The sequence below is a fragment of the Hydrogenophaga sp. L310 genome (assembly GCF_055703065.1).
In genome coordinates this window covers 1-20,477 of sequence record NZ_JBVPZA010000014.1, presented here as the reverse complement: position 1 = coordinate 20,477, position 20,477 = coordinate 1, and the positions used below count along the sequence as shown (strand labels likewise).

Annotated in this window: 22 protein-coding genes; 16 read left to right on the top strand and 6 right to left on the bottom strand. The window is 64.3% G+C overall.

Going from position 1 to position 20,477, the window contains the following annotated elements; translation table 11 throughout:
- Positions 1–21: 21 nt before the first annotated feature.
- Positions 22–231 carry a phenol hydroxylase subunit gene (locus AC0GNO_RS19400; protein ID WP_290967552.1) on the bottom strand — a complete coding sequence of 70 codons (210 nt, stop codon included), beginning with the start codon at positions 229–231 and terminating at the stop codon, positions 22–24.
- Between the two features lie 328 nt (positions 232–559).
- On the opposite strand from AC0GNO_RS19400, the gene AC0GNO_RS19395 reads away from it, so the two are divergent.
- Positions 560–2,242 (top strand): sigma 54-interacting transcriptional regulator, encoded by a 1,683-nt coding sequence (locus AC0GNO_RS19395; protein ID WP_472905145.1) that lies wholly within the window; start codon positions 560–562, stop codon positions 2,240–2,242.
- A gap of 23 nt (positions 2,243–2,265) precedes the next feature.
- Positions 2,266–3,021, top strand: coding sequence for a GntR family transcriptional regulator (locus AC0GNO_RS19390; RefSeq protein WP_472905208.1), 756 nt, complete (start codon positions 2,266–2,268; stop codon positions 3,019–3,021).
- Between the two features lie 82 nt (positions 3,022–3,103).
- Here the strand turns inward: AC0GNO_RS19390 and AC0GNO_RS19385 are convergent, their stop codons facing one another.
- The 3 genes from AC0GNO_RS19385 to AC0GNO_RS19375 form a co-directional block, all read right to left on the bottom strand.
- A complete protein-coding gene (locus tag AC0GNO_RS19385) occupies positions 3,104–3,724 on the bottom strand; it encodes a MarC family protein (protein ID WP_472905144.1) in 621 nt (206 codons plus the stop codon).
- 61 nt (positions 3,725–3,785) lie between these two features.
- Complete coding sequence (locus tag AC0GNO_RS19380) at positions 3,786–4,283, bottom strand: MaoC family dehydratase (protein ID WP_472905143.1); 498 nt, start codon at positions 4,281–4,283, stop codon at positions 3,786–3,788.
- The gene (locus AC0GNO_RS19375; RefSeq protein WP_472905142.1) at positions 4,284–5,054 is read right to left on the bottom strand and encodes an SDR family oxidoreductase; all 771 of its coding nucleotides are present in this window, start codon (positions 5,052–5,054) and stop codon (positions 4,284–4,286) included.
- 83 nt (positions 5,055–5,137) lie between these two features.
- Between AC0GNO_RS19375 and AC0GNO_RS19370 the strand changes: the two genes are divergently transcribed.
- The 4 genes from AC0GNO_RS19370 to AC0GNO_RS19355 all read left to right on the top strand — a co-directional run bounded on the left by AC0GNO_RS19370 (position 5,138) and on the right by AC0GNO_RS19355 (position 8,163).
- On the top strand, positions 5,138–5,737 hold the full coding sequence (locus AC0GNO_RS19370) for a DsbA family protein (protein ID WP_472905141.1): 600 nt from the start codon (positions 5,138–5,140) through the stop codon (positions 5,735–5,737).
- Between the two features lie 33 nt (positions 5,738–5,770).
- Complete coding sequence (locus AC0GNO_RS19365; RefSeq protein WP_472905140.1) at positions 5,771–6,454, top strand: dienelactone hydrolase family protein; 684 nt, start codon at positions 5,771–5,773, stop codon at positions 6,452–6,454.
- A gap of 168 nt (positions 6,455–6,622) precedes the next feature.
- Entirely contained in the window at positions 6,623–7,510 is an 888-nt protein-coding gene (locus AC0GNO_RS19360) for an amidohydrolase (protein WP_472905207.1), read from the top strand.
- A 2-nt stretch (positions 7,511–7,512) separates the two neighbouring features.
- Entirely contained in the window at positions 7,513–8,163 is a 651-nt protein-coding gene (locus tag AC0GNO_RS19355) for a glutathione S-transferase family protein (protein ID WP_472888164.1), read from the top strand.
- A gap of 70 nt (positions 8,164–8,233) precedes the next feature.
- Here the strand turns inward: AC0GNO_RS19355 and AC0GNO_RS19350 are convergent, their stop codons facing one another.
- Positions 8,234–9,361 (bottom strand): magnesium transporter CorA family protein, encoded by a 1,128-nt coding sequence (locus AC0GNO_RS19350; protein WP_177136994.1) that lies wholly within the window; start codon positions 9,359–9,361, stop codon positions 8,234–8,236.
- Positions 9,362–9,395: 34 nt separating this feature from the next.
- A complete protein-coding gene (gene hemB, locus AC0GNO_RS19345; protein WP_177136995.1) occupies positions 9,396–10,397 on the bottom strand; it encodes a porphobilinogen synthase in 1,002 nt (333 codons plus the stop codon).
- Positions 10,398–10,558: 161 nt separating this feature from the next.
- Here hemB and AC0GNO_RS19340 point away from each other — a divergent pair, with 161 nt between their 5' ends.
- The 10 genes from AC0GNO_RS19340 to tuf all read left to right on the top strand — a co-directional run.
- On the top strand, positions 10,559–11,842 hold the full coding sequence (locus AC0GNO_RS19340; protein ID WP_472905139.1) for a hypothetical protein: 1,284 nt from the start codon (positions 10,559–10,561) through the stop codon (positions 11,840–11,842).
- 273 nt (positions 11,843–12,115) lie between these two features.
- The gene (locus AC0GNO_RS19335) at positions 12,116–12,544 is read left to right on the top strand and encodes a CopD family protein (RefSeq protein ID WP_177136997.1); all 429 of its coding nucleotides are present in this window, start codon (positions 12,116–12,118) and stop codon (positions 12,542–12,544) included.
- A gap of 9 nt (positions 12,545–12,553) precedes the next feature.
- Entirely contained in the window at positions 12,554–13,669 is a 1,116-nt protein-coding gene (locus tag AC0GNO_RS19330; protein ID WP_472905138.1) for a VanZ family protein, read from the top strand.
- A 9-nt stretch (positions 13,670–13,678) separates the two neighbouring features.
- Entirely contained in the window at positions 13,679–14,017 is a 339-nt protein-coding gene (locus tag AC0GNO_RS19325) for a (2Fe-2S) ferredoxin domain-containing protein (protein ID WP_472890548.1), read from the top strand.
- A 65-nt stretch (positions 14,018–14,082) separates the two neighbouring features.
- Positions 14,083–14,706, top strand: a complete 624-nt coding sequence (locus AC0GNO_RS19320) for an alpha/beta hydrolase (RefSeq protein ID WP_177137000.1) — start codon at positions 14,083–14,085, stop codon at positions 14,704–14,706.
- 56 nt (positions 14,707–14,762) lie between these two features.
- A complete protein-coding gene (locus AC0GNO_RS19315) occupies positions 14,763–15,929 on the top strand; it encodes a D-alanyl-D-alanine carboxypeptidase family protein (protein ID WP_472905206.1) in 1,167 nt (388 codons plus the stop codon).
- Positions 15,930–16,118: 189 nt separating this feature from the next.
- On the top strand, positions 16,119–16,496 hold the full coding sequence (rpsL, locus tag AC0GNO_RS19310) for a 30S ribosomal protein S12 (protein WP_056266875.1): 378 nt from the start codon (positions 16,119–16,121) through the stop codon (positions 16,494–16,496).
- 153 nt (positions 16,497–16,649) lie between these two features.
- Positions 16,650–17,120 (top strand): 30S ribosomal protein S7, encoded by a 471-nt coding sequence (gene rpsG, locus AC0GNO_RS19305; RefSeq protein WP_068169697.1) that lies wholly within the window; start codon positions 16,650–16,652, stop codon positions 17,118–17,120.
- An 81-nt stretch (positions 17,121–17,201) separates the two neighbouring features.
- Entirely contained in the window at positions 17,202–19,304 is a 2,103-nt protein-coding gene (gene fusA, locus AC0GNO_RS19300) for an elongation factor G (protein WP_472890550.1), read from the top strand.
- Positions 19,305–19,413: 109 nt separating this feature from the next.
- On the top strand, positions 19,414–20,477 hold a 1,064-nt coding region (gene tuf, locus AC0GNO_RS19295; RefSeq protein WP_472904379.1), incomplete at its 3' end, for an elongation factor Tu.

Below are 20,477 nucleotides of genomic sequence, written 5' to 3'. Positions count from 1 at the left end.
GTGGGGGCTGTGCGCCGGTCTTCAGTCTTCGCGCCAGATCACCTGGTGCCTGGCGCAGAACTCGTCGAACGCCGCCGCGGGCAGCATCAGTTCCACCGCCAGCTCGGGCCAGCCGATCGAGAACTCGAAGCTGACCAGACCATCGCCGCGGCGCTCCAGCAGGCGCACGTAGCGGCGCTGCAGGTCCACGGTGGGCAGGTTCTGGGATTCGGGGGTGGTGGCAGTGGTCATGGTCGGGCGGGTTGGACACGGCTGCTCTTGCACGGGGTGTGCCTGAATCGACTCGAACCGGTAAAAATCTCGATATTTAAGGGAAAACCCCTAAAAATCCCGATTCCCAACAGGCGGGTTTTCCCGGGTGTTGGGGGTCCATCAGGCCTGTCAAGCACCGTTCAACACCTGGAAACACAAAACAATTTCACGAAATCATCGATGTCCTGGTCGGGTTTTGATGAAATGGTGAAGTCCGCCAGGAACCTGGGCTGGCTTGCTCCGGAGGCTGCCTGCGGTCAAAATATCGAGAATTCTGGCGAACACAGCCCGATGTACAGGAGACCCCGTGGAACCCCATCTGAACTACCCCCCGGACGCTGACCTGAGGAAGCTGTTGCGTTTTGAACCCGACAGCGGCGCGATCTGGCTGGGCGAACGCCGCATGGTGTTGTTGCACACGGCGGCGCTCAGTGCGCTGCGCCGCGACCTGATCACCTCGGTCGGCACCGAACACACCCGCCGCCTGCTCACGCGCATGGGCTACGCCAGTGGCGCGCACGACGCCGGCTTCGCCCGCAAGACCCGGGGCAACCGCAGCCTGGAAGAGATGTTCCTGGTGGGGCCGCAGCTGCACATGCTGGAAGGCGCAGCGCGGGTGACGCCGCTGCATCTGAAGATGGACGCGGCCACCGGGCTGTACGAGGGCGAGTTCCGCTGGGACGACTCCTGGGAAGCCCACGCCCACCGGCTGGCCTATGGCGTGGTGGACGAGCCCGCCTGCTGGATCCTGCTGGGCTACGCCAGCGGCTACACCAGCGCGTTCATGGGCAAGCTGATCCTGTTCAAGGAGATCAAGTGCGGTGCCTGCGGAGACGACCACTGCCACATCGTCGGCAAGCCGATCGACGAATGGCCGGATGGCGAGGCCTACCGCCCGTACTTCGAAGACGACTCACTGCTGCACAAGCTGGACGTGCTGAGCCAGCAGGTGGAGGCGCTGAAGACCACGCTGGAGCCCGCGACATCGGGCGGCATGCTGATCGGTGCCTCACCGGCGTTCCAGCATGCCCACGATCTCATGCAGCGCGCCGCGTGCACCCAGGTCACGGTGCTGCTGACCGGTGAGACGGGGGTGGGCAAGGAGCGTTTCGCCCGGGCCCTGCACGAACATTCCGACCGCGCCACGGGCCCGTTCGTGGCGGTGAACTGCGCAGCCTTGCCCGCCGAGCTGATCGAGGCCGAGCTGTTCGGGGTGGAGAAGGGGGCCTACACCGGGGCGCACGCGGCGCGCGCCGGACGCTTCGAGCGCGCCGAGGGCGGCACGCTGTTCCTCGACGAGGTCGGCGACCTGCCGCTGGCGGCGCAGGCCAAGCTGCTGCGCGTGTTGCAGGAAGGCGAGATCGAACGGCTGGGGGCCGAGGCCACGCGCAAGGTCAATGTGCGCATGGTCACCGCGACCAACGTGGACCTGGAGGCCGCGGTGGCGCAAGGCAGGTTCCGGCGCGACCTGCTGTACCGCCTCAATGTCTATCCGATCTGCATCCCGCCGCTGCGCGAACGCAGCGCCGACATCGAGCCGCTGGCGCGCCACCTGCTGGCGCGTTTCATGGCGCTGCACAACAAGCGCCTGAGCGGTCTGGGCGACCGCGCCCTGCAGGCCCTGATGCGGCACGACTGGCCGGGCAATGTGCGCGAGCTGGAGAACCTGGTCGAACGGGGCGTGATCCTCGCCGCCCAGGGTGGCACGGTGGAACTGGAGCACCTGTTCCCGAACCAGTCGGGGGCGCGCCAGGAAGGGGTGGATCCCCAAGGGCGGCTGGCCCGGGTCTTGCCTGCGGGAGAGAACGAACTCTGCGAGCGCATTGTGAGCAGCGGGCTGTCGCTCGAACAGCTGGAGGCCCGGGTGCTGGCGCTGGCGGTCGAGCGCAGCGGCGGCAACCTGTCGGGCGCTGCGCGTCTGCTGGGCCTGACCCGGCCCCAGCTGGCCTACCGGCTCAAGCGCCAGCAGATCGACGAAGAATCGTCTTGAACAACGTGACCGGGAAGAACCCCATGCTGCCCAACCAGACTTTCACCGACCACCTGCTGCGTCCGGTCAGCGAATCGCCGCGCACCCTGTCCGAGCGCGCGTACCTCGCGGTCCGGCAGGACATCGTGCAGGGGCGCCTCGCGCCGGGCGAGCGCCTGCGTGTCGAGCACCTGAAAGACCGCTACGCCGTCGGCGCCGGCACGCTGCGCGAAGCGCTGGCCCTGCTGGTGTCCGACGCCCTGGTCACGGTCGAAGGCCAGCGCGGCTACCGCGTGGCCGAGATCTCGCTGGGCGACCTGAAAGACCTGACCGACACCCGGGTGATGCTGGAAACCGAAGCCCTGCGCCAGTCGATCCGGCTCGGCGACGCGCGCTGGGAAAGTGATCTGACGCAGGCCTTCGCGGCACTGACCGAAGCCGAGCAGCAGCCGGGCGGTCTGGAGCCCCTGCGCTGGGAAGCGGCCAACAAGCGCTTTCACGAAGCCCTGATCTCGGCGCACCGCTCACCCTGGAGCAAACACCTGCTGGGCATCCTCTACCGCCACGGCGAGCGCTACCGCCACGTGGCGATCCAGATGGGCGCGACCCAGACCATCGAACGCGACGTGCACGACGAGCACACCCGCATCTACACCGCCGCCGTCGCGCGCCAGGAAGCGCGTGCTGCGCTGGCGCTGGAGGCCCATATCCGGCTCACCTGTGACATCCTGGTCCAGCACGCAGGCGATGCGCCGCAGGCCATGCCGGGCGGGCGGGCCGATCTGGCCTTGCCGGTCTGAATGTTCGTGGCGGGCCTTCGCCCGGCGATCGCGGGGGGCTTGTGACCGGGCGGCCCTGCGGCGCGTCATCCGGCCCGGTGCATCACGCGCCCAGTGCAGGGAACAGCTTGGTCAGCCCGGCCGCCATCACCTCGACCGACAGCGCAGCCAGGATCAGGCCCATCAGCCGGGTCATCACGTTGATGCCGGTCTGCCCCATCAAGCGCGCAATCGGTTTGGCGAGCGAAAAACACACGGCGGTGGCCAGCGCGATCACCACGCCGTAGCCCACCAGCGCGGCGTGCTGGAAAAAGGTCTTGGCCTGGTCGGCGTAGATCACCACGGTGGACATGGTGGCCGGGCCGGTGAGCAGCGGGATGGTCAACGGCACCACGGCGATGGAAGCGCGCGCCGAGGCGTCGTCCATTTCGCCCTGGGTGGTTTTCGCTTCGGCCGGTTGCGCGTTCAGCATCGACAGCGCCGACGTCAGCAACAACATGCCGCCGCCGACCTGGAAGCTCGCCAGCGAGATGCTGAAAAATTCCAGGATCTGTAGACCGATGATGGCGCAGGTGGCGATCACCGCGAACGCGCTCACCGACGAAATCAGGATGGTGCGCCGGCGCTGCGCCGAACTGAAGCCCTGCGTGTAGTGAATGAAAAACGGAACGATCGCCAGCGGGTTGACGATGGCCAGCAGGGTGATGAGGGGCTTGAAATCCATGGCCGGCATTGTGGGGCAGGAAGGGTCTGCCCGCGCTGCATCAGCGGATTTCAGGGGGCATTCATGCCGGGTTTGAGGTCCCAGGCTCGCGGCGCCGGAACATGCCGTAGCCTTCCATGTGCAGCACCTTGTCGCCGTGCTGGTTGAACATTTCCCACACCGTGCGCACCAGGCCCACGTCGGGCCGCTTGCTCATGGCGCGCTTCTCGGTGATGGTGTGCTGCAGCCGCAGCACGTCGCCGGGGTAGACCGGCTTGGTCCACTTCAGGCTCTCCAGCCCGGGCGAACCGAGGCTCGACGTTTCATGCAGGAAGTTGGTCACCATCAGCCGCATGGCCATGGCGCAGGTGTGCCAGCCGCTGGCGCTCAGGCCCCCGAACACCGAGGCCTTGCCACCTTCTTCGCTCAGGTGAAAGGGCTGCGGGTCGAACTGGCTGGCGAAGGCGATGATTTCTTCCTTCGTCGGCGAGAGGCTGCCCAGGTCGCGCACCTGGCCGATTTCCAGGTCTTCCCACCAGATCCTGATGTGCGGGCTTTCTTCGGGTGTCGTTGCGGTCATTCAGCGTCCTCCGGATACGTCGAGCAGGCTCATGGTGGTGTAACTCGCGGCGTCCGACAGCAGCCAGACGATGGCCTGCGCCACCTCGTCGGCCGTGCCGCCGCGCTGCATGGGCACCTGGTGCTTGAGCTCGTTCACGCGGTTGGGCAATCCGCCCGAGGCGTGGATGCTGGTCTCGATCAGGCCCGGGCGTACCGCGTTGACCCGTACCCCTTCGGCAGCGATCTCCTTGGCCAGGCCGATGGTGAACGCGTCGATCGCGCCCTTGGCCGCCGCGTAGTCCACGTACTGCCCCGGTGAGCCCAGGCGCGACGCGGCGCTGGAGAGGTTGACGATGGACCCGCCCGCGCCGCCGTGCCGCGTGCTCATGCGCCTCACCGCTTCGCGCGCGCACAGCATCGAACCGATCACGTTGATGTCGAACATGCGCTTCCAGCGCGCCACGCTCATCTCGTCCACCCGCGCGGTCACGTCCACCACGCCCGCGTTGTTCACCAGCCCGGTGAGCCGCCCGAGCCGGGTGTCCACCTCCTCGAACATCTTCAGCACCTGTGCCTCCTCGGCCACGTCGGCCTGCACCGTGATCGCCGTGCCGCCGCTGGCGTGGATGGCGCGCACCACCTCATCGGCCGCCAGCGAGTTCGCGGTGTAGTTCACCGCCACGGTCCAGCCTTGCTGCGCGGCGAGCAGGGCGGTGGCCGCGCCGATGCCGCGGCTGCCACCGGTCACCAGCAAAACCTTCTTTTGCGTTGCGCCGTCTTTCTGATTCATAACCTGTCTCCTGCAAAAGCCGCCGGTATGGCTTACAACACCGCTTGTACCGCCCTTCATTACAACAGCGTCAGGAGACCGCCATGCGTCGCACAGTCGACTATTACTTCGCACCCCAGAGCCCCTGGATGTACCTCGGCCACGAGCGCTTTGCCGAACTGCTGCAGCGCACCGACACCCAGGTGCGTGTGCTGCCGGTGGACTTCGGCCAGGTGTTCCCGGTGTCGGGGGGGTTGCCGCTGCCGCAGCGGGCGCCCCAGCGCCAGGCCTACCGGCTGCTGGAGCTGCGCCGCTTCAGTGAGGCGCTGGGCATCCCGCTCAACCCGCAGCCGCGCTGCTTCCCGGTGGCCGGCGACCCGGCGGGCTGGCTGATCACGGCCGTGGCACAGCAGGACGGTGACGCCGCCGCGATGCGGCTGACCGGCGCGGTGGGCCGGGCGGTGTGGGCGCAGGAGCGCGACATCGCCGACGCCACCGTGCTCGCCGAACTGCTGGACGAATGTGGGCTGGACCCGCAGCGCCTGGCGCAGTCGCAGCAGGACGGCGCGAAAGCGCTGTACGCCGCACACACCGCGCAGGCGATTGACGCCGGGGTGTTCGGTGCGCCAAGCTACGTCATCGACGGCGAAGTTTTCTGGGGCCAGGACCGGCTCGATTTTGTCGAGCGCCGGCTGATGGCCTGAGCGGTTTTCTTCACAACAACACAGGAGCATTCCATGGGGCAATTCACCAACCTCACCGCCGCCGACGGCTTCACCTTCCCCGCCTACGTGGCGCAACCCGCCGGCCAGCCCAAAGGCGGCCTGGTGGTGTTGCAGGAGATCTTTGGCGTCAACGCGCACATCCGCGCCGTGGCTGATGGCTACGCAGCCGACGGCTATTTCGTCGTCGCACCGTCAACCTTCCACCGTGTCAAAGCCGACGTGGAACTGGGCTACGCCGAAGCCGACATGCAGGCCGGCATGGCGCTCAAGGCCGCGGTCGAGGCGCTGCCGGCGGCGGGCGTGATGCCCGACATCCAGGCCGCCATTGACCACGCGGCGCAGGGTGGCAAGGTCGGCATCCTGGGCTATTGCTGGGGTGGTCTTCTGACTTGGCGCTCGGCCAGTGTGCTCAGCGGACTGTCGGCCGCCGTGCCGTATTACGGCGGCGGCATGACCAGCGATGCCGAGGCGGCGCGCCAGCCCCGCGTGCCGGTGATGGCCCACTTCGGCGAGCAGGACCACTGGATTCCGCTGGACAGCGTGCGCGCCTTTCAGAAGGCGCAGCCCGGTGTCACGGTGCACATCTATGCCGCGAACCACGGCTTCAACTGCGACCACCGCGGCGCCTGGAACGCCGAGGCCGCCCAGCTCGCGCGCGAGCGCACGCTGGCTTTCCTGGCGCAGCACCTGGGGTGAGACCATGAGCGCCGCCCGGCCGTTCCGAAGGCGCTCAGCCCCGCAGTGCGCAGCACGGAGGGAAAGTCCGGTGAGCGCCGCCCGGCCGTTCCGAAGGCGCTCAGCCCCGCAGTGCGCAGCACGGAGGGTAGTCCAGTGAGCGCCGCCGGCCTGACGCGGTTCTCCGGGCTGGCCCTGTTGGCCTGCTGGGTGCTGTCGGCCGCGGCGCAGGGGGCCTACACCGGGCCCTTGTTCGACGCCCACCTGCACTACAACGACGAAGCCTGCGTGCACGACGCGCCCGAGCCGGGCTGCCCGCACCCGCTGGCGGACGTGCTCACGCGCATGCAGCAAAGTGGCGTGCGTGCGGTGCTGGCGAATTCGCGCCCCAACGACGGCACCCGGGCCCTGTCCTCGGCCCGTGAGCAGACGCGCGCCGCGGGCGTCACCGTGGTGCCATTCGTGCGGCTCTACCGCAACCGCGCCGACTACAACAACTGGTTCCGCGACGGCACCATCGTCAACCTGGTGCAAGCCGAACTGGCCAAAGGCACACCCGCTGGCCCCTACCGTGGACTCGGCGAGTTCCACCTGTACGACAGCGCCAACGCCAACGGACCGGTGGCGAAGCAGCTCATGGCGCTCGCCGAGGACAAGAACCTGGCGATCCTGGCCCATGTGGACGACGCGGCGATCGACCTGCTGATGGCGCACACGCCCACCCAAGGCCAGAAACTTCACTTGATATGGGCCCACACCGGCATCGGCGGCACGCCAGTGGCGCGGGTGGATCAACTCATGGCGCGCTACCCGCGCCTGATGGGCGAGCTCTCGTACCGGCCAGGCCTCACCTGCGAAGGCGGCCAGCTCTGCCCCGAGTGGCGTGCCCTGCTGCTCAAGTACCCGGACCGGTTCATGATCGGATCGGACACATGGATCAACCAGCGCTGGCTTTATTACGGCGAACTGATGCAGGGCTACCGCACCTGGCTCGGTGGTCTGCCCGACGATGTGGCGCGACGCATAGGCTGGGACAATGGGGCGCGCCTGTTTGGCGTGCCCACCCCGAAAAACTGACCATGATCCAGTTGCACTACTACCCCAGCACCGCCAGCATGGTGCCGCACATCCTGCTCGAAGAACTGGCCGTTCCTTATGAGCGCGTCCTGGTCGATCGCGCGCAGGACGTGCAGAAGACGATGGCCTACCTCAAGCTCAACCCCAACGGCCTGATTCCGGTGCTCACCGATGGCGATCTGGTGCTGTACGAGACGGCGGCCATCTGCCTGCACCTGTGCGACACGCACCCGGCCAGCGGGCTGGTGCCCGCGCTGGGCACACCCGAGCGCGCGCACTTCTACAAGTGGCTGATGTGGCTGACCAACACGCTGCAGGCCACCCTGATCGTCTATTTTTATCCCGAGCGCTGGGTGAACGCCGGCAACATGGCGGGCGCCGCCGAGGTGAAGCACCACGCCGGGATCCGCATCAACAACCTCTTGAAACAGCTCGACAACGAGCTGACCCGCCACGGCGGGCCCTGGTTCATGGGCGAGGCCTACACCGCACTGGACCCGTATGTGTTCACCCTGTGTCGCTGGACACGCAATTTCGACAATGCGCCGGCCCGCAGCAAACGCCTGCTGGGCCCGTATCTGCAGCGCATGCTGGAGCGACCCGCGGTGCAGCGCGCGCTGGCCAACGAGGGCTTGAGTCCGCCCTTCGTCTGAATGCGGTTTCGCCCTTGGCGCACACGTGGATGCAAAACGGTCCGAGGGGACTGTGCAGTCGCGGTGAGGATCAGCGCTCGCCGGTGCGGGCGAGGTAGCGTTTGCGCCAGAACAGCACGCTGAGCACCACGGCCGTGAGCGTCATCGAGCCCATGGCCCACCAGAATCCCGACTCCTTGTGCAGCAGTGGAATGAATTCGAAGTTCATGCCGAAGATGCCCGCGATCAGGTTCAGCGGCAGGAAGATGGCGGTCAGCGCCGTGAGCGTGCGCATGATGTCGTTGGTGCGGTTGCTCTGTGCCGAAAAATGCATCTGCACCGCGGTCTCTGCGTTCTGCTCCAGCCGGCGCACGTTGTGCACCACACGTTCGATGTGCTCCAACACGTCGCGGCTGCGCACCTTGAGCAGCTCCAGTCCGCGATGGCCCCCAAAGTGGTCGCTGGCGGAACCCTCGATCACTTCCCAGCCAGACAGCGCTTCGATCCAGTCCTGGATGGCGGCGCGCTGGTCTTCGCAGATTTCGTCCAGGTGGTGCAGCGAAATGCGCGCGTCCAGCAACGAGCCCCAGTTGTTGAAGCGCGTCGAGGGGTGCAGCAGTTCGGCTTGCCAGTGGTCCAACTGGCGGGTGAGTTCGCGCCGCAGATCGAGGTAGCCATCCACCATCTGGTTCACGATGCGCAGCATCAGGTCGGCCGGCCCGCTGGGCAGGTTCACGCCAGCGGCGCGCGAAGCGGCCGAGGCTGCGGCGAGCAGTCGCGAGGCGTACTGTTCCAGCACCGTGCAGCCCGCGGGGTGGACCGTGACCAGTACGCGGTCGAACACCGCAAACCCGACCGGGCTTGTGTCGATGCGGCGCAGCACCGGCGGACCGCCGCGTTTGATGTGTTGCGTCAAGACCTGACCGGGGTGCGCGAGGTCGGTCTCGCTGTGCCCTGCAGCAAGCCGACGGAACACCAGGATGTCGTACTGCGAGGTGTAGTCGAAGTGCGAGGGCAACTGGTTGTTGAGCAGGTCGGACACGTGCAGGTCGACCAGCGTCACGCTGTGCAGGGCGTGCAGCGTGGACTGGATGTGACCTTGCTCCAGTTCGAACTCGCGCCGGCCGCAGGCGATCCAGACAAAACTGCGTGGCGCCAGTTCGGTGGGCAGCGCCCCGGTTTCGTGCACGGCACCGGGCAGAACGTGGAAGATGCGCATGCGTCGGTGGCCAGGCAGGCGGTGGTGGGGTGGATCAGCCGCGCAGCAGGCGGGCCGCGTCGCGCGCGAAATAGGTCAGCACGCCGTCGGCACCGGCACGCTTGAAGGCCAGCAGGCTTTCCATCATCACCGCGTCGTGGTCCAGCCAGCCGTTGATCGCAGCGGCCTTGAGCATGGCGTATTCGCCGCTGACCTGGTAGGCGAAGGTCGGCACGCGGAACTCGTCCTTCACGCGGCGCACGATGTCCAGGTAGGGCATGCCGGGCTTGACCATCACCATGTCGGCGCCTTCGGCCAGATCCAGCGCCACTTCGCGCAGGGCTTCGTCGCTGTTGCCCGGGTCCATCTGGTAGACCTTCTTGTCGGCCTTGCCCAGGTTGGCGGCCGAGCCCACGGCGTCGCGGAACGGACCGTAGAAGGCGCTGGCGTACTTGGCGCTGTAGGCCATGATGCGCGTGTGCACCAGACCCTTGGCTTCGAGAGCCAGGCGGATGGCGCCGATGCGGCCGTCCATCATGTCGCTGGGCGCCACCATGTCCACACCGGCCTCGGCCTGTGTAAGCGCCTGCTTCACCAGGATCTCGACCGTGGGGTCGTTCAGGATGTAGTTGTGCTCGTCCAGCAAGCCGTCCTGACCGTGGCTGGTGAAGGGGTCGAGCGCCACGTCGGTCATCACACCCAGTTGGGGAAATTGTTTCTTCAGTTCGCGCACCACGCGCGGCACCAGGCCATCGGGGTTCAGCGCTTCACGGCCGTCGGGCGTCTTGAGCGACGGGTCGATCACCGGGAACAGCGCCATCACCGGAATGCCCAGTTTCACGCAGTCTTCGGCCACCGGTAGCAGCAGGTCCAGGCTCAGGCGCTCCACGCCCGGCATGGAGCCCACCGCTTCGCGTCGGCCGTGCCCATCGAGCACGAACACCGGGTAGATCAGGTCGGCCGGGCTGAGCCGGTGCTCGCGCACCAGATCGCGTGTGAAGGCATCACGCCGCAGGCGGCGGGGGCGGGACAGGGGGTAGGGGGCTGGGATGTGCATGCCTGTATTGTGGCAAAGCCGCCGCGGGTGGCCGACCCGGTTCGGTTGAATCCAGTCCTCAAAGTGTCTGAAACTACCGGGTTTCAATTCGTAAGAAGATGGGGGTGATTGAAAAACCCAGAAGTTTGTGTTGAACTCTCTCATAAGAAGAAAATACAAATGTGCGCCGGCTGTCCTGGGCTGGCGAAGGTATTTTTTTGATCTTCCGATCGGCCGTCCGCATCGAAACGCCCTGGGGGCGATGTGACATGACCGGATGCGCCGGCTGCATGCGACTGTCGATAGGGTCCTGGCTTCTTTATTCACCGAGTTCTGCCATGTTGCAAACCAAGAAAAACTCCGCCACCCCACCCGTGGGTACCAAACCGGCGGTCGCCGGTGCGCCCGAAGCCTGGTCGCTCGACGACCATTGGCCCGAGCTGGTGGCTAGCCTCGCCGAGCAGTTCACCGAAAACGTCAGCTCCCTGGAAAACCAGATCGATCAGTTGCTGGCCAAGGGGCGCATCAACAAGCTGGAGCATCGGGCCCTGAGCATTCCGGCCGAGCGCATCAAGCTCGCTGGTGTCAGCGCCCAGCAGATCAACCGTTTCTACAGTGGTCGCATCCGCCAGTCGCATGAGAAGGTGGACATGGCGAAGCTGGTTGAAGACGTGTTGCAGGAGCGCAAGCAGGAGCTTGGCACGCTGGGCATTGCCTTGCGGCGCAAGCTCAAACAGGTGGATGTGCTGATCGATCCCACAATTGCACATACCTTCGTCAATGCCGTGCTTGACTGGGGGCTGCCGTTTGGCAGCCGGGTCGACATGCGTCTGGACCTCAACGCCTGGCCGCAACATGCGCGTTTGCAGATGCGCGTGGCCAATGACGGTGTGCCCCCGTCAAGCGTTGCGTCGACGGACAGCCTGAGCTGGATTCTGATCCGCCAGATTGCCATGGTGTCGGGCGGTGTCGAGATCGAGCGCGAAGTGAACGAGGAGGGTGTGAGTTTCACAGCCATGTTTACCCGCACCGTGCAGGCCGTCGACGGTATTTCGGCCGTGGACCTGTCGGACGACCACTCGTCGATGTTCAAGTCGCTTTCCGGTACCTATGTGCTCACCATTTCACCGAGCTTGCAGATCCGTGCCGACGTGCGTGACGCGCTGCGTGAGATAGGTATTTCTTCGGACAGTGTGGTTGATTTCCAACAAGCCCGCGATGCCATCAAGAGCCGCATGCCCAGCCTGATCGTGGTGGATTCGGAAATCAAGGACGACTACTTTGATGCCTTCCGCCGGGATCTGCTGCGCGAAGTCTTCGAGTTCCCTTTCGTCGAGATCTCGCCGGACGACAGCTCATTCGACATGTCGGGATTTGGCGAGTTTTCCATGGCCAAGGTGGGCCGGGGCAACATCCGCGAAGCCCTTGGCACGGCGGTGATGTTCGAACTGGCCAAGATGATGTAGTAGTCCATAGGTGTTCCTGAGGCTGACGCTGCGGCCCATTTGTCAAATCTGACAGTGGCGGCGACAAAAATCCGGACATTGTGTTGTAACATTCACTCGGGCGAGCCGAAGGGTGAGCCCCCCGCTTTTCCTCCCTGAGCGGGTGCCTTAGTGTGTGACAGCAAAAAGGCTTCCTAACCCGGCCCTGAGGGCCGGGTTTTTTTTGTCCGTCGCCGAGGCGCAACCCACCCGGCGCAGCATGTGCAGTACTCCCTGGCGGGCTAAACTGCCAGCATGCTCTGGGTCAAATCCTTCCACATCGTTTTTATCGCCAGCTGGTTCGCCGGCCTGTTTTACCTGCCCCGGATTTTTGTCAATCTGGCCATGGTTCCGCCCGAAAGTGTTGCCGAGCGCGAGCGCTTGCTGCTCATGGCGCACAAGCTGATGCGCTTCACCACCCTGTTGGCTGTTCCAGCGGTTGCACTGGGTCTGTGGCTCTGGCTGGGTTATGGGATCGGTCTGGGCGCCGGCAATGGCTGGATGCACGCCAAGCTGTTCGTCGTGGCGCTGATCCTCGGCTATCACCACGCTTGCGGCGTCATGCTTCGCAGGTTCCAGCAGGGCATCAACCGCCGGGGCCATGTCTGGTACCGCTGGTTCAACGAGGCACCGGTGATCATGCTGGTGGTCGTGGTGCTGCTGGTGGTGATCAAGCCCTTCTGAGGCCCAGGGGTGGTCACGACCCCGCGTTCTTCGGCTTGGCCACTCGCGTTGCTGTTTGCGGCGCTGGTGGTGTATGCGAGCCTGTATCCGTTTCAGGGCTGGCGCATGCAGGGCGTGGAGCCGATGGCCTTCATGCTGGCGCCGCTGCCGAAGTACTGGACCGCCTTTGATGTGGTGAGCAACTTTCTGGGCTACGCCCCGCTGGCGTTTCTGCTGGCGCTGTCCCTGCTGCGCTCCGGTGCTGGGGGATGGTCCTGGTTGTTGGGCTTCACCTTGCCGCTTCTGCTGTCGTTCGGGGTGGAAACCCTGCAGAACTACCTGCCCATGCGGGTGGCATCCAACCTCGATCTGGCACTGAACGGTGCCGGTGCGCTGCTGGGTGCGACCGCAGCCTGGATGCTGGAGCGGCTGGGTGGACTGCGCCGCTGGAGCCAGTTTCGGGCCGACTGGTTCGTGTCTGGCGCCCACGGCTCGCTGGTGCTGCTGGCCTTGTGGCCGGCAGCCTTGCTCTACCCGGTTTCGGTGCCCTTTGGCCTGGGCCAGGTCTGGGACAGGCTGGAGATGGAGCTGGCGAACCTGCTTGCGGAGACCCCATTTCTGGCCTGGGTGCCGTTCCGGGTTGAAAACCCGCTGCCGTTGAGTCCGCTGGCCGAAGCATTCTGTGTGGCGCTCGGGTTGCTGGCGCCGCTGCTCATGGGTTTCGCCGACATGCGTTCGCTGTCGCGCCGCGTGGGGTTTCTGGTGGCCTTTTTTGTGTGCGCGCTGGCTGTTTCAGGGTTGTCGTCGGCACTCACTTACGGTCCGGAGCATGGCTGGGCGTGGATCACGTCCCAGGCCTTGTTGGGACTGGCCCTGGCGTTCGTCGCCGGCCTGGCACTGCTCGCCCTGCCACGCCGGGTATGTCATGCGCTCATGCTGCTGTGCCTGGCCACGTCGCTCAGCCTGCTGAATCGAGCGCCAGTCAGTCCTTACTTCGACCAGTCGCTTGAAGTCTGGGAGCAAGGGCGCTTCATCCGTTTTTATGGCCTTTCACAATGGCTGGGTTGGTTGTGGCCTTTTTCGGCGCTGCTCTTTGGCCTGCGCGCCATCGCCCGACACCCTGGTGCCGGACAGGGCGCCCACTAAAATCGGCGCATGTCTGAAAACAAGTCGTATTACGAGCGCCACATCTTCTTCTGTCTCAATCAGCGCGAGGGGAACGAGGATTGCTGTGCCCAGCACAAGGCGCAGGCCGCCTTTGATCGTTGCAAATCCCAGGCCAAGGCCCAGGGTTTGCTCGAACCCGGCAAGGTTCGGGTCAACAAGGCGGGTTGCCTGGACCGTTGTGCCGGTGGACCGATTGCCGTGGTCTACCCGGAAGCGGTCTGGTACAGCTATGTCGACGAGAGCGACATCGACGAGATCGTGCAGTCCCATTTGCGCGACGGCGTGGTGGTGCAGCGGCTGCTGACCCCGCCGGACGTTGGACGCTGAATGCGCTCGCCTGACTGTCGAGTTCTCGTGCAGGTCGCCGATGCCAGGCTGTCCGGGGCGCACCGATGAACGCCCAGACCGAATACCTGCTGCAGGATGGTCCGGCCGGTGTGCTGGAAGTCGCGATGGACCGGCCTTCGGGCGACGCGGTCGGGATCGCGGTGCTGGCCCACCCGCACCCGCTGCATGGCGGCACACTGAGCAACAAGGTTGTCCAGACCCTCGCGCGCGCCTGCGTGCTGGCGGGCTGGACGGCTGTCCGCTTCAACTTCCGCGGCGTCGGGCGCAGTGAGGGGGCCTACGACGAGGGTCGTGGCGAGTTGGCCGATCTGTTGTCGGTGATCGAAGCGCAGGCGCCATCTGGTCCCTTGTGTCTGTCCGGGTTTTCATTCGGGGCGTTCGTCACCAGCCATGCGGCCCGCCAGCTCCATGCGCAACGCGAGATCCGGCGCCTGATTCTGGTGGGCACGGCCGCCAGCCGATTTGAAGTCGCTCCGGTGGCTGAGGAACTTCACCCGCGCACCCTGGTCATCCATGGCGAGCAGGACGACACGGTGCCTTTGGCTTCGGTCATGGACTGGGCGCGGCCCCAGGTGTTGCCTGTGCTGGTGGTGCCCGGTGGCGGCCACTTTTTTCACGGGCAGTTGCCGTTGCTGCGCGAATTGGTCCTGCGCCATCTGCACGCCTGAAGCGGCCGCCCCTTTCCCCCATTTTTTATTTCAGGAACCGGATTTTGTTGCGTCGATTGTTTTCCCGTGCTTTGTTTCTGTTGGCCGCTGCGGTGGCGTTTTCGACCTCTGCCCAGGTGCCCCAGCCGCCCGAAGTGGCGGCCCGCGCCTATTTGCTGATGGATGTGACCTCGGGCCAGGTGCTGGCGTCGAAAGACCCCGATCTGGCGGTGGAGCCGGCGTCTCTCACCAAGCTGATGACCGCCTACATCGTGTTTGATGCCCTGAAGACGGGCAAGCTCAGTCTGACCCAGACTTTGCCGGTGAGTGAGCGGGCCTGGAAAATGCCGGGTTCGCGCATGTTCATCGATCCCAAGATGCAGGTACCCGTGGAAGACTTGGTCAAAGGCATGATCGTGCAGTCGGGCAACGATGCCACCGTAGCGCTGGCTGAGGGATTGGGCGGCAGCGTGGAGCGTTTTGTGCAGCTGATGAACCAGCAGGCGAAAGCCTTGGGCATGAACGCCAGCGGCTTCAAGAATCCCGAAGGCCTTACCGAGGCAGGTCACACCACCACCGCCCGCGACCTGGCCACGCTCGCCACCCGCCTGATGCGCGATTTCCCCGACTTCGTGCCCTATTACGCCATTCAGCGCTACCGTTATCCCGGCACCCCTGCCGCCAACGACACCAACCGCAATCTGCTGCTGTTTCGCGACCCCAGTGTGGACGGCCTGAAGACCGGTCACACCAGTGCCGCGGGCTATTGCCTGGTCGCCACCGCCCATCGGGCCGTACCCGCCTTGGGCAGCGGGCCGCAGGGGCAGCGGCGTCTGTTGAGCGTGCTGTTGGGCGCTTCGAGCGAAAACGCCCGCGCCGCCGAAAGCCAGAAGTTGCTGAACTGGGGCTACACCGCGTTTGATGCCGTGCGCCTGTCCCCTGTTGGCGAGCCGCTGGTATCGCCGCGCGTCTGGAAAGGCAAGGCGGAAGTCGTCAAGCTGGGCCGGCCCGAGGGTGTTGTGGTGTCCGTTCCTGCTGGCGAGGGTGCGAGGCTGAAGACCGAGGTCACCCGCCCGGAACCTTTGGTCGCGCCTTTGATGCGCGGCCAGGCGGTGGGCATTCTGAAGGTGAGTCTGGCCAACGGTACGCCGGTGGCCGAGGTGCCGCTGAGCGTGCTGGAGACGGTCGAGGAGAGCGGTGTCTTCGGCCGGGCCTGGGACGCTGTGCGCCTCTGGATTCAGTAAGCTGCGTCTGAAATGCGCGGCACGAAGACACCTCGCGCTTGAGAAAGCGCTGTGCATCCGCGTGTGTTCCGGCGACTTTTTGCGTGGGCGTTTGTCAGAAGAACAAGCCCGTGCTACATTAGAGGGCTTTTCGGAATCTTCCGAGAAGTTTTCGTTTTCGCTTTTTTAAACGTTTAGGGACGTTTCTTCATGCCAACCATCAATCAACTCGTGCGCCACGGCCGGGAGGTCGAAAAGACCAAATCCAAGAGCCCGGCCATGGAAAACTCTCCGCAGCGTCGCGGTGTGTGCACCCGTGTGTACACCACGACCCCCAAGAAGCCCAACTCCGCTCTGCGTAAGGTTGCCAAAGTGCGCCTGACCAACGGTTTTGAGGTCATTTCCTACATCGGCGGCGAAGGCCACAACCTGCAGGAACACAGCGTCGTGCTGGTTCGCGGCGGTCGTGTCAAGGACTTGCCTGGTGTGCGTTACCACATCGTGCGCGGTTCGCTGGACCTGCAGGGCGTGAAAGACCGCAAGCAGTCGCGCTCCAAGTACGGCGCGAAGAAGCCCAAGGCCAAATAATCTTGGTTTTTCGGTGTTTGGCCGGCCGGCAAGCTGTGTCGAACGTAGTGACCCCAAAACGCCATGTCGGCGTCGGGTCGAGTAAGTGAGGGCCTTGCTGGGTTCTCGCGGTGTCTGAAAAGATGCCAACTGAAGCAAATTTGAGGTGTAAAAATGCCACGTCGTCGCGAAGTCCCTAAACGTGAAATCCTGCCGGATCCCAAGTTCGGCAACGTCGAGCTCTCCAAGTTCATGAACGTGATCATGGAAGGCGGCAAGAAAGCTGTCGCCGAGCGCATCATTTACGGTGCGCTGGAGCAGATCGAGAAAAAGACCGGCAAAGACCCGGTCGAAGCCTTCTCCATTGCCATCAATAACGTCAAGCCCATGGTGGAAGTCAAGTCCCGCCGTGTCGGCGGCGCGAACTACCAGGTGCCTGTTGAAGTGCGCCCGGTTCGTCGCCTGGCGCTGTCGATGCGCTGGATCAAGGAAGCTGCCCGCAAGCGCAGCGAGAAGTCCATGGCCATGCGCCTGGCCAACGAGCTGATCGAGGCCACCGAAGGCCGTGGCGGCGCCATGAAGAAGCGTGATGAAGTGCACCGCATGGCCGAAGCCAACAAGGCTTTCAGCCACTTCCGCTTCTAAGTTCCGCTTTTCCCAGTCATCCAAGGCGAGCCCGCAAACCCCAGAAGGGGTGGCGGGCTTGCCCAATTCAGGAGTATTTCCATGGCACGCACTACGCCACTGGAGCGGTACCGCAATATCGGTATCTCCGCTCACATCGACGCCGGCAAGACCACCACGACCGAGCGCATTCTTTTCTACACGGGTGTGAACCACAAGATCGGTGAAGTGCACGACGGTGCCGCCACCATGGACTGGATGGAGCAGGAGCAGGAACGTGGCATCACGATCACCTCCGCCGCCACGACCTGTTTCTGGAAGGGCATGGACCTGTCCTTCCCCGAACACCGCATCAACATCATCGACACCCCCGGCCACGTGGACTTCACCATCGAGGTGGAGCGCTCCATGCGCGTGCTCGACGGCGCCTGCATGGTGTACTGCGCCGTGGGCGGTGTTCAGCCCCAGTCGGAAACCGTCTGGCGCCAGGCCAACAAATACAAGGTGCCGCGTCTGGCCTTCGTGAACAAGATGGACCGCACCGGTGCCAACTTCTTCAAGGTCGTCGAGCAGATGAAGTTGCGCCTGAAGGCCAATCCTGTGCCGATCGTGATCCCGATCGGTGCCGAAGAGCATTTCAGGGGCGTGGTGGATCTGCGCAAGATGAAGGCCATCATCTGGGATGAAGCGTCCCAGGGCATGAAATTCAACTACGAAGAAATTCCCGCTGAACTCCTGGAGCAAGCCAAAGAGTGGCGTGAAAAGATGGTCGAGGCTGCGGCCGAAGCCAGCGAAGAGCTGATGAACAAGTACCTTGAAGAAGGTGACCTGACCGAAGAGGAAATCACCCAGGGTCTGCGCGTGCGCACGCTGGCGACCGAGATCCAGCCGATGCTGTGCGGAACCGCGTTCAAGAACAAGGGTGTGCAGCGCATGCTCGACGCCGTGATCGAGTTGATGCCCTCCCCGGTGGACATCGCCGACGTCAAGGGCACGGACGACGACGAAGCCGACACGACCCGCAGGCCTGATGACAACGAGAAGTTCTCGGCATTGGCCTTCAAGCTGATGACCGACCCGTATGTCGGCCAGCTCACCTTTGTCCGCGTCTACTCTGGCGTGATGAAAAAGGGCGATTCGGTCTACAACCCGATCAAGGGCAAGAAAGAGCGCATTGGCCGTATCGTTCAGATGCACGCCAACAACCGGCTGGAAGTCGAAGAAATTCGCGCCGGCGACATCGCTGCCTGCGTGGGCCTGAAGGACGTGACCACGGGTGAAACCCTGTGCGACCCGGATGCCATCATCATGCTCGAGCGCATGGTCTTCCCGGAGCCTGTGATTGCGCAGGCTGTGGAACCCAAGACCAAGGCCGACCAGGAAAAAATGGGCATTGCCCTGCAGCGCCTGGCCGCAGAAGATCCGTCTTTCCGCGTCAAGACCGACGAAGAGTCGGGTCAGACCATCATCGCCGGCATGGGCGAACTGCACCTGGAAATCATCGTTGACCGCATGAAGCGTGAGTTCGGTGTGGAAGCCAACGTGGGCAAGCCACAAGTGGCTTACCGCGAGACCATCCGCAAGACGGTGGAAGACTCCGAAGGCAAGTTTGTGCGCCAGTCCGGCGGCAAGGGCCAATACGGTCACGTGGTGTTCAAGATCGAGCCCAACGAAGCCGGCAAAGGCTTTGAATTCGTCGACGCGATCAAGGGCGGTGTGGTTCCTCGCGAATACATCCCTGCGGTGGAAAAGGGTGTGATCGAAGCCCTGACGACTGGCGTGCTGGCGGGTTATCCGGTGGTGGACGTGAAGGTCACGCTGCACTTCGGTTCCTACCACGACGTGGACTCGTCCGAAATGGCCTTCAAGATGGCCGCCATCTTCGGTTTCAAGGAAGGCTGCCGCAAGGCCAGCCCGGTGATCCTGGAACCCATGATGTCGGTGGAAGTCGAGACGCCTGAAGACTACGCCGGTAACGTGATGGGCGATCTGTCCAGCCGTCGCGGCATGGTGCAGGGCATGGAAGACATGGTCGGTGGCGGCAAAGCCATTCGCGCCGAAGTGCCTCTGTCGGAGATGTTCGGTTACTCGACCACGCTGCGCTCCATGTCGCAAGGCCGTGCCACCTACTCGATGGAGTTCAAGCACTACGCCGAAGCACCGCGCAACGTGGCTGAAGCCATTGTTGCGGCGCGCGCCAAGTAAGTTTTAGCCGGTCTGCGATCACGCGCCGCCCTGTCCCCGTGCGGGGCGAATCAGCAGTGTGATGCAGACCTTAAACCGTGACACGGGTTTGTTCTTTAGGAATTGAAAAATGGCAAAAGAGAAATTTGAGCGGACCAAGCCGCACGTGAACGTCGGCACCATCGGTCACGTGGACCACGGCAAGACGACACTGACGGCGGCGATCACCACCGTGCTGTCGGCCAAGTTCGGCGGTGCAGCCAAGGCCTACGACCAGATCGACGCGGCTCCGGAAGAAAAGGCCCGCGGCATCACCATCAACACCGCCCACGTGGAATACGAAACGGCCAACCGCCACTACGCCCACGTTGATTGCCCCGGCCACGCCGACTACGTCAAGAACATGATCACCGGTGCCGCCCAGATGGACGGCGCCATCCTGGTGTGCTCGGCCGCTGACGGCCCCATGCCCCAGACCCGCGAGCACATCCTGCTGGCCCGTCAGGTGGGCGTGCCTTACATCATCGTGTTCCTGAACAAGTGCGACATGGTCGACGACGCCGAGCTGCTCGAACTCGTTGAAATGGAAGTGCGCGAACTGCTGGACAAGTACGAATTCCCCGGCGACGCCACCCCCATCATCCACGGCTCGGCCAAGCTCGCCCTCGAAGGCGACAAGGGCCCTCTGGGCGAAGAAGCCATCATGAAGCTGGCCGATGCGCTGGACACCTACATCCCCACGCCTGACCGTGCGGTGGACGGTGCCTTCCTGATGCCCGTGGAAGACGTGTTCTCCATCTCCGGCCGCGGCACCGTCGTGACCGGTCGTATCGAGCGCGGCATCGTCAAGGTCGGCGAAGAAATCGAGATCGTCGGTATCAGCGACACCCAGAAGACCACCTGCACCGGCGTGGAAATGTTCCGCAAGCTGCTGGACCAGGGCCAGGCTGGCGACAACGTCGGTATCCTGCTGCGCGGCACCAAGCGCGAAGACGTGCAGCGCGGCCAGGTGCTGTGCAAGCCCGGCTCCATCAAGCCGCACACGCACTTCACCGGCGAGATCTACGTGCTGTCCAAGGATGAAGGTGGCCGTCACACGCCGTTCTTCAACAACTACCGTCCGCAGTTCTACTTCCGCACCACCGACGTGACCGGCTCGATCGAGCTGCCCGAAGGCAAGGAAATGGTCATGCC

What these genes read in the sequence shown, in the direction of transcription:
- AC0GNO_RS19400 (WP_290967552.1), bottom strand. Translation starts at nt 231, where the DNA reads ATGACCACTGCCACCACCCCCGAATCCCAGAACCTGCCCACCGTGGAC.
- AC0GNO_RS19390 (WP_472905208.1), top strand. Translation starts at nt 2,266, where the DNA reads ATGCTGCCCAACCAGACTTTCACCGACCACCTGCTGCGTCCGGTCAGC.
- AC0GNO_RS19385 (WP_472905144.1), bottom strand. Translation starts at nt 3,724, where the DNA reads ATGGATTTCAAGCCCCTCATCACCCTGCTGGCCATCGTCAACCCGCTG.
- AC0GNO_RS19380 (WP_472905143.1), bottom strand. Translation starts at nt 4,283, where the DNA reads ATGACCGCAACGACACCCGAAGAAAGCCCGCACATCAGGATCTGGTGG.
- AC0GNO_RS19375 (WP_472905142.1), bottom strand. Translation starts at nt 5,054, where the DNA reads ATGAATCAGAAAGACGGCGCAACGCAAAAGAAGGTTTTGCTGGTGACC.
- AC0GNO_RS19370 (WP_472905141.1), top strand. Translation starts at nt 5,138, where the DNA reads ATGCGTCGCACAGTCGACTATTACTTCGCACCCCAGAGCCCCTGGATG.
- AC0GNO_RS19365 (WP_472905140.1), top strand. Translation starts at nt 5,771, where the DNA reads ATGGGGCAATTCACCAACCTCACCGCCGCCGACGGCTTCACCTTCCCC.
- AC0GNO_RS19355 (WP_472888164.1), top strand. Translation starts at nt 7,513, where the DNA reads ATGATCCAGTTGCACTACTACCCCAGCACCGCCAGCATGGTGCCGCAC.
- AC0GNO_RS19350 (WP_177136994.1), bottom strand. Translation starts at nt 9,361, where the DNA reads ATGCGCATCTTCCACGTTCTGCCCGGTGCCGTGCACGAAACCGGGGCG.
- hemB (WP_177136995.1), bottom strand. Translation starts at nt 10,397, where the DNA reads ATGCACATCCCAGCCCCCTACCCCCTGTCCCGCCCCCGCCGCCTGCGG.
- AC0GNO_RS19335 (WP_177136997.1), top strand. Translation starts at nt 12,116, where the DNA reads ATGCTCTGGGTCAAATCCTTCCACATCGTTTTTATCGCCAGCTGGTTC.
- AC0GNO_RS19325 (WP_472890548.1), top strand. Translation starts at nt 13,679, where the DNA reads ATGTCTGAAAACAAGTCGTATTACGAGCGCCACATCTTCTTCTGTCTC.
- AC0GNO_RS19320 (WP_177137000.1), top strand. Translation starts at nt 14,083, where the DNA reads ATGAACGCCCAGACCGAATACCTGCTGCAGGATGGTCCGGCCGGTGTG.
- rpsL (WP_056266875.1), top strand. Translation starts at nt 16,119, where the DNA reads ATGCCAACCATCAATCAACTCGTGCGCCACGGCCGGGAGGTCGAAAAG.
- rpsG (WP_068169697.1), top strand. Translation starts at nt 16,650, where the DNA reads ATGCCACGTCGTCGCGAAGTCCCTAAACGTGAAATCCTGCCGGATCCC.
- fusA (WP_472890550.1), top strand. Translation starts at nt 17,202, where the DNA reads ATGGCACGCACTACGCCACTGGAGCGGTACCGCAATATCGGTATCTCC.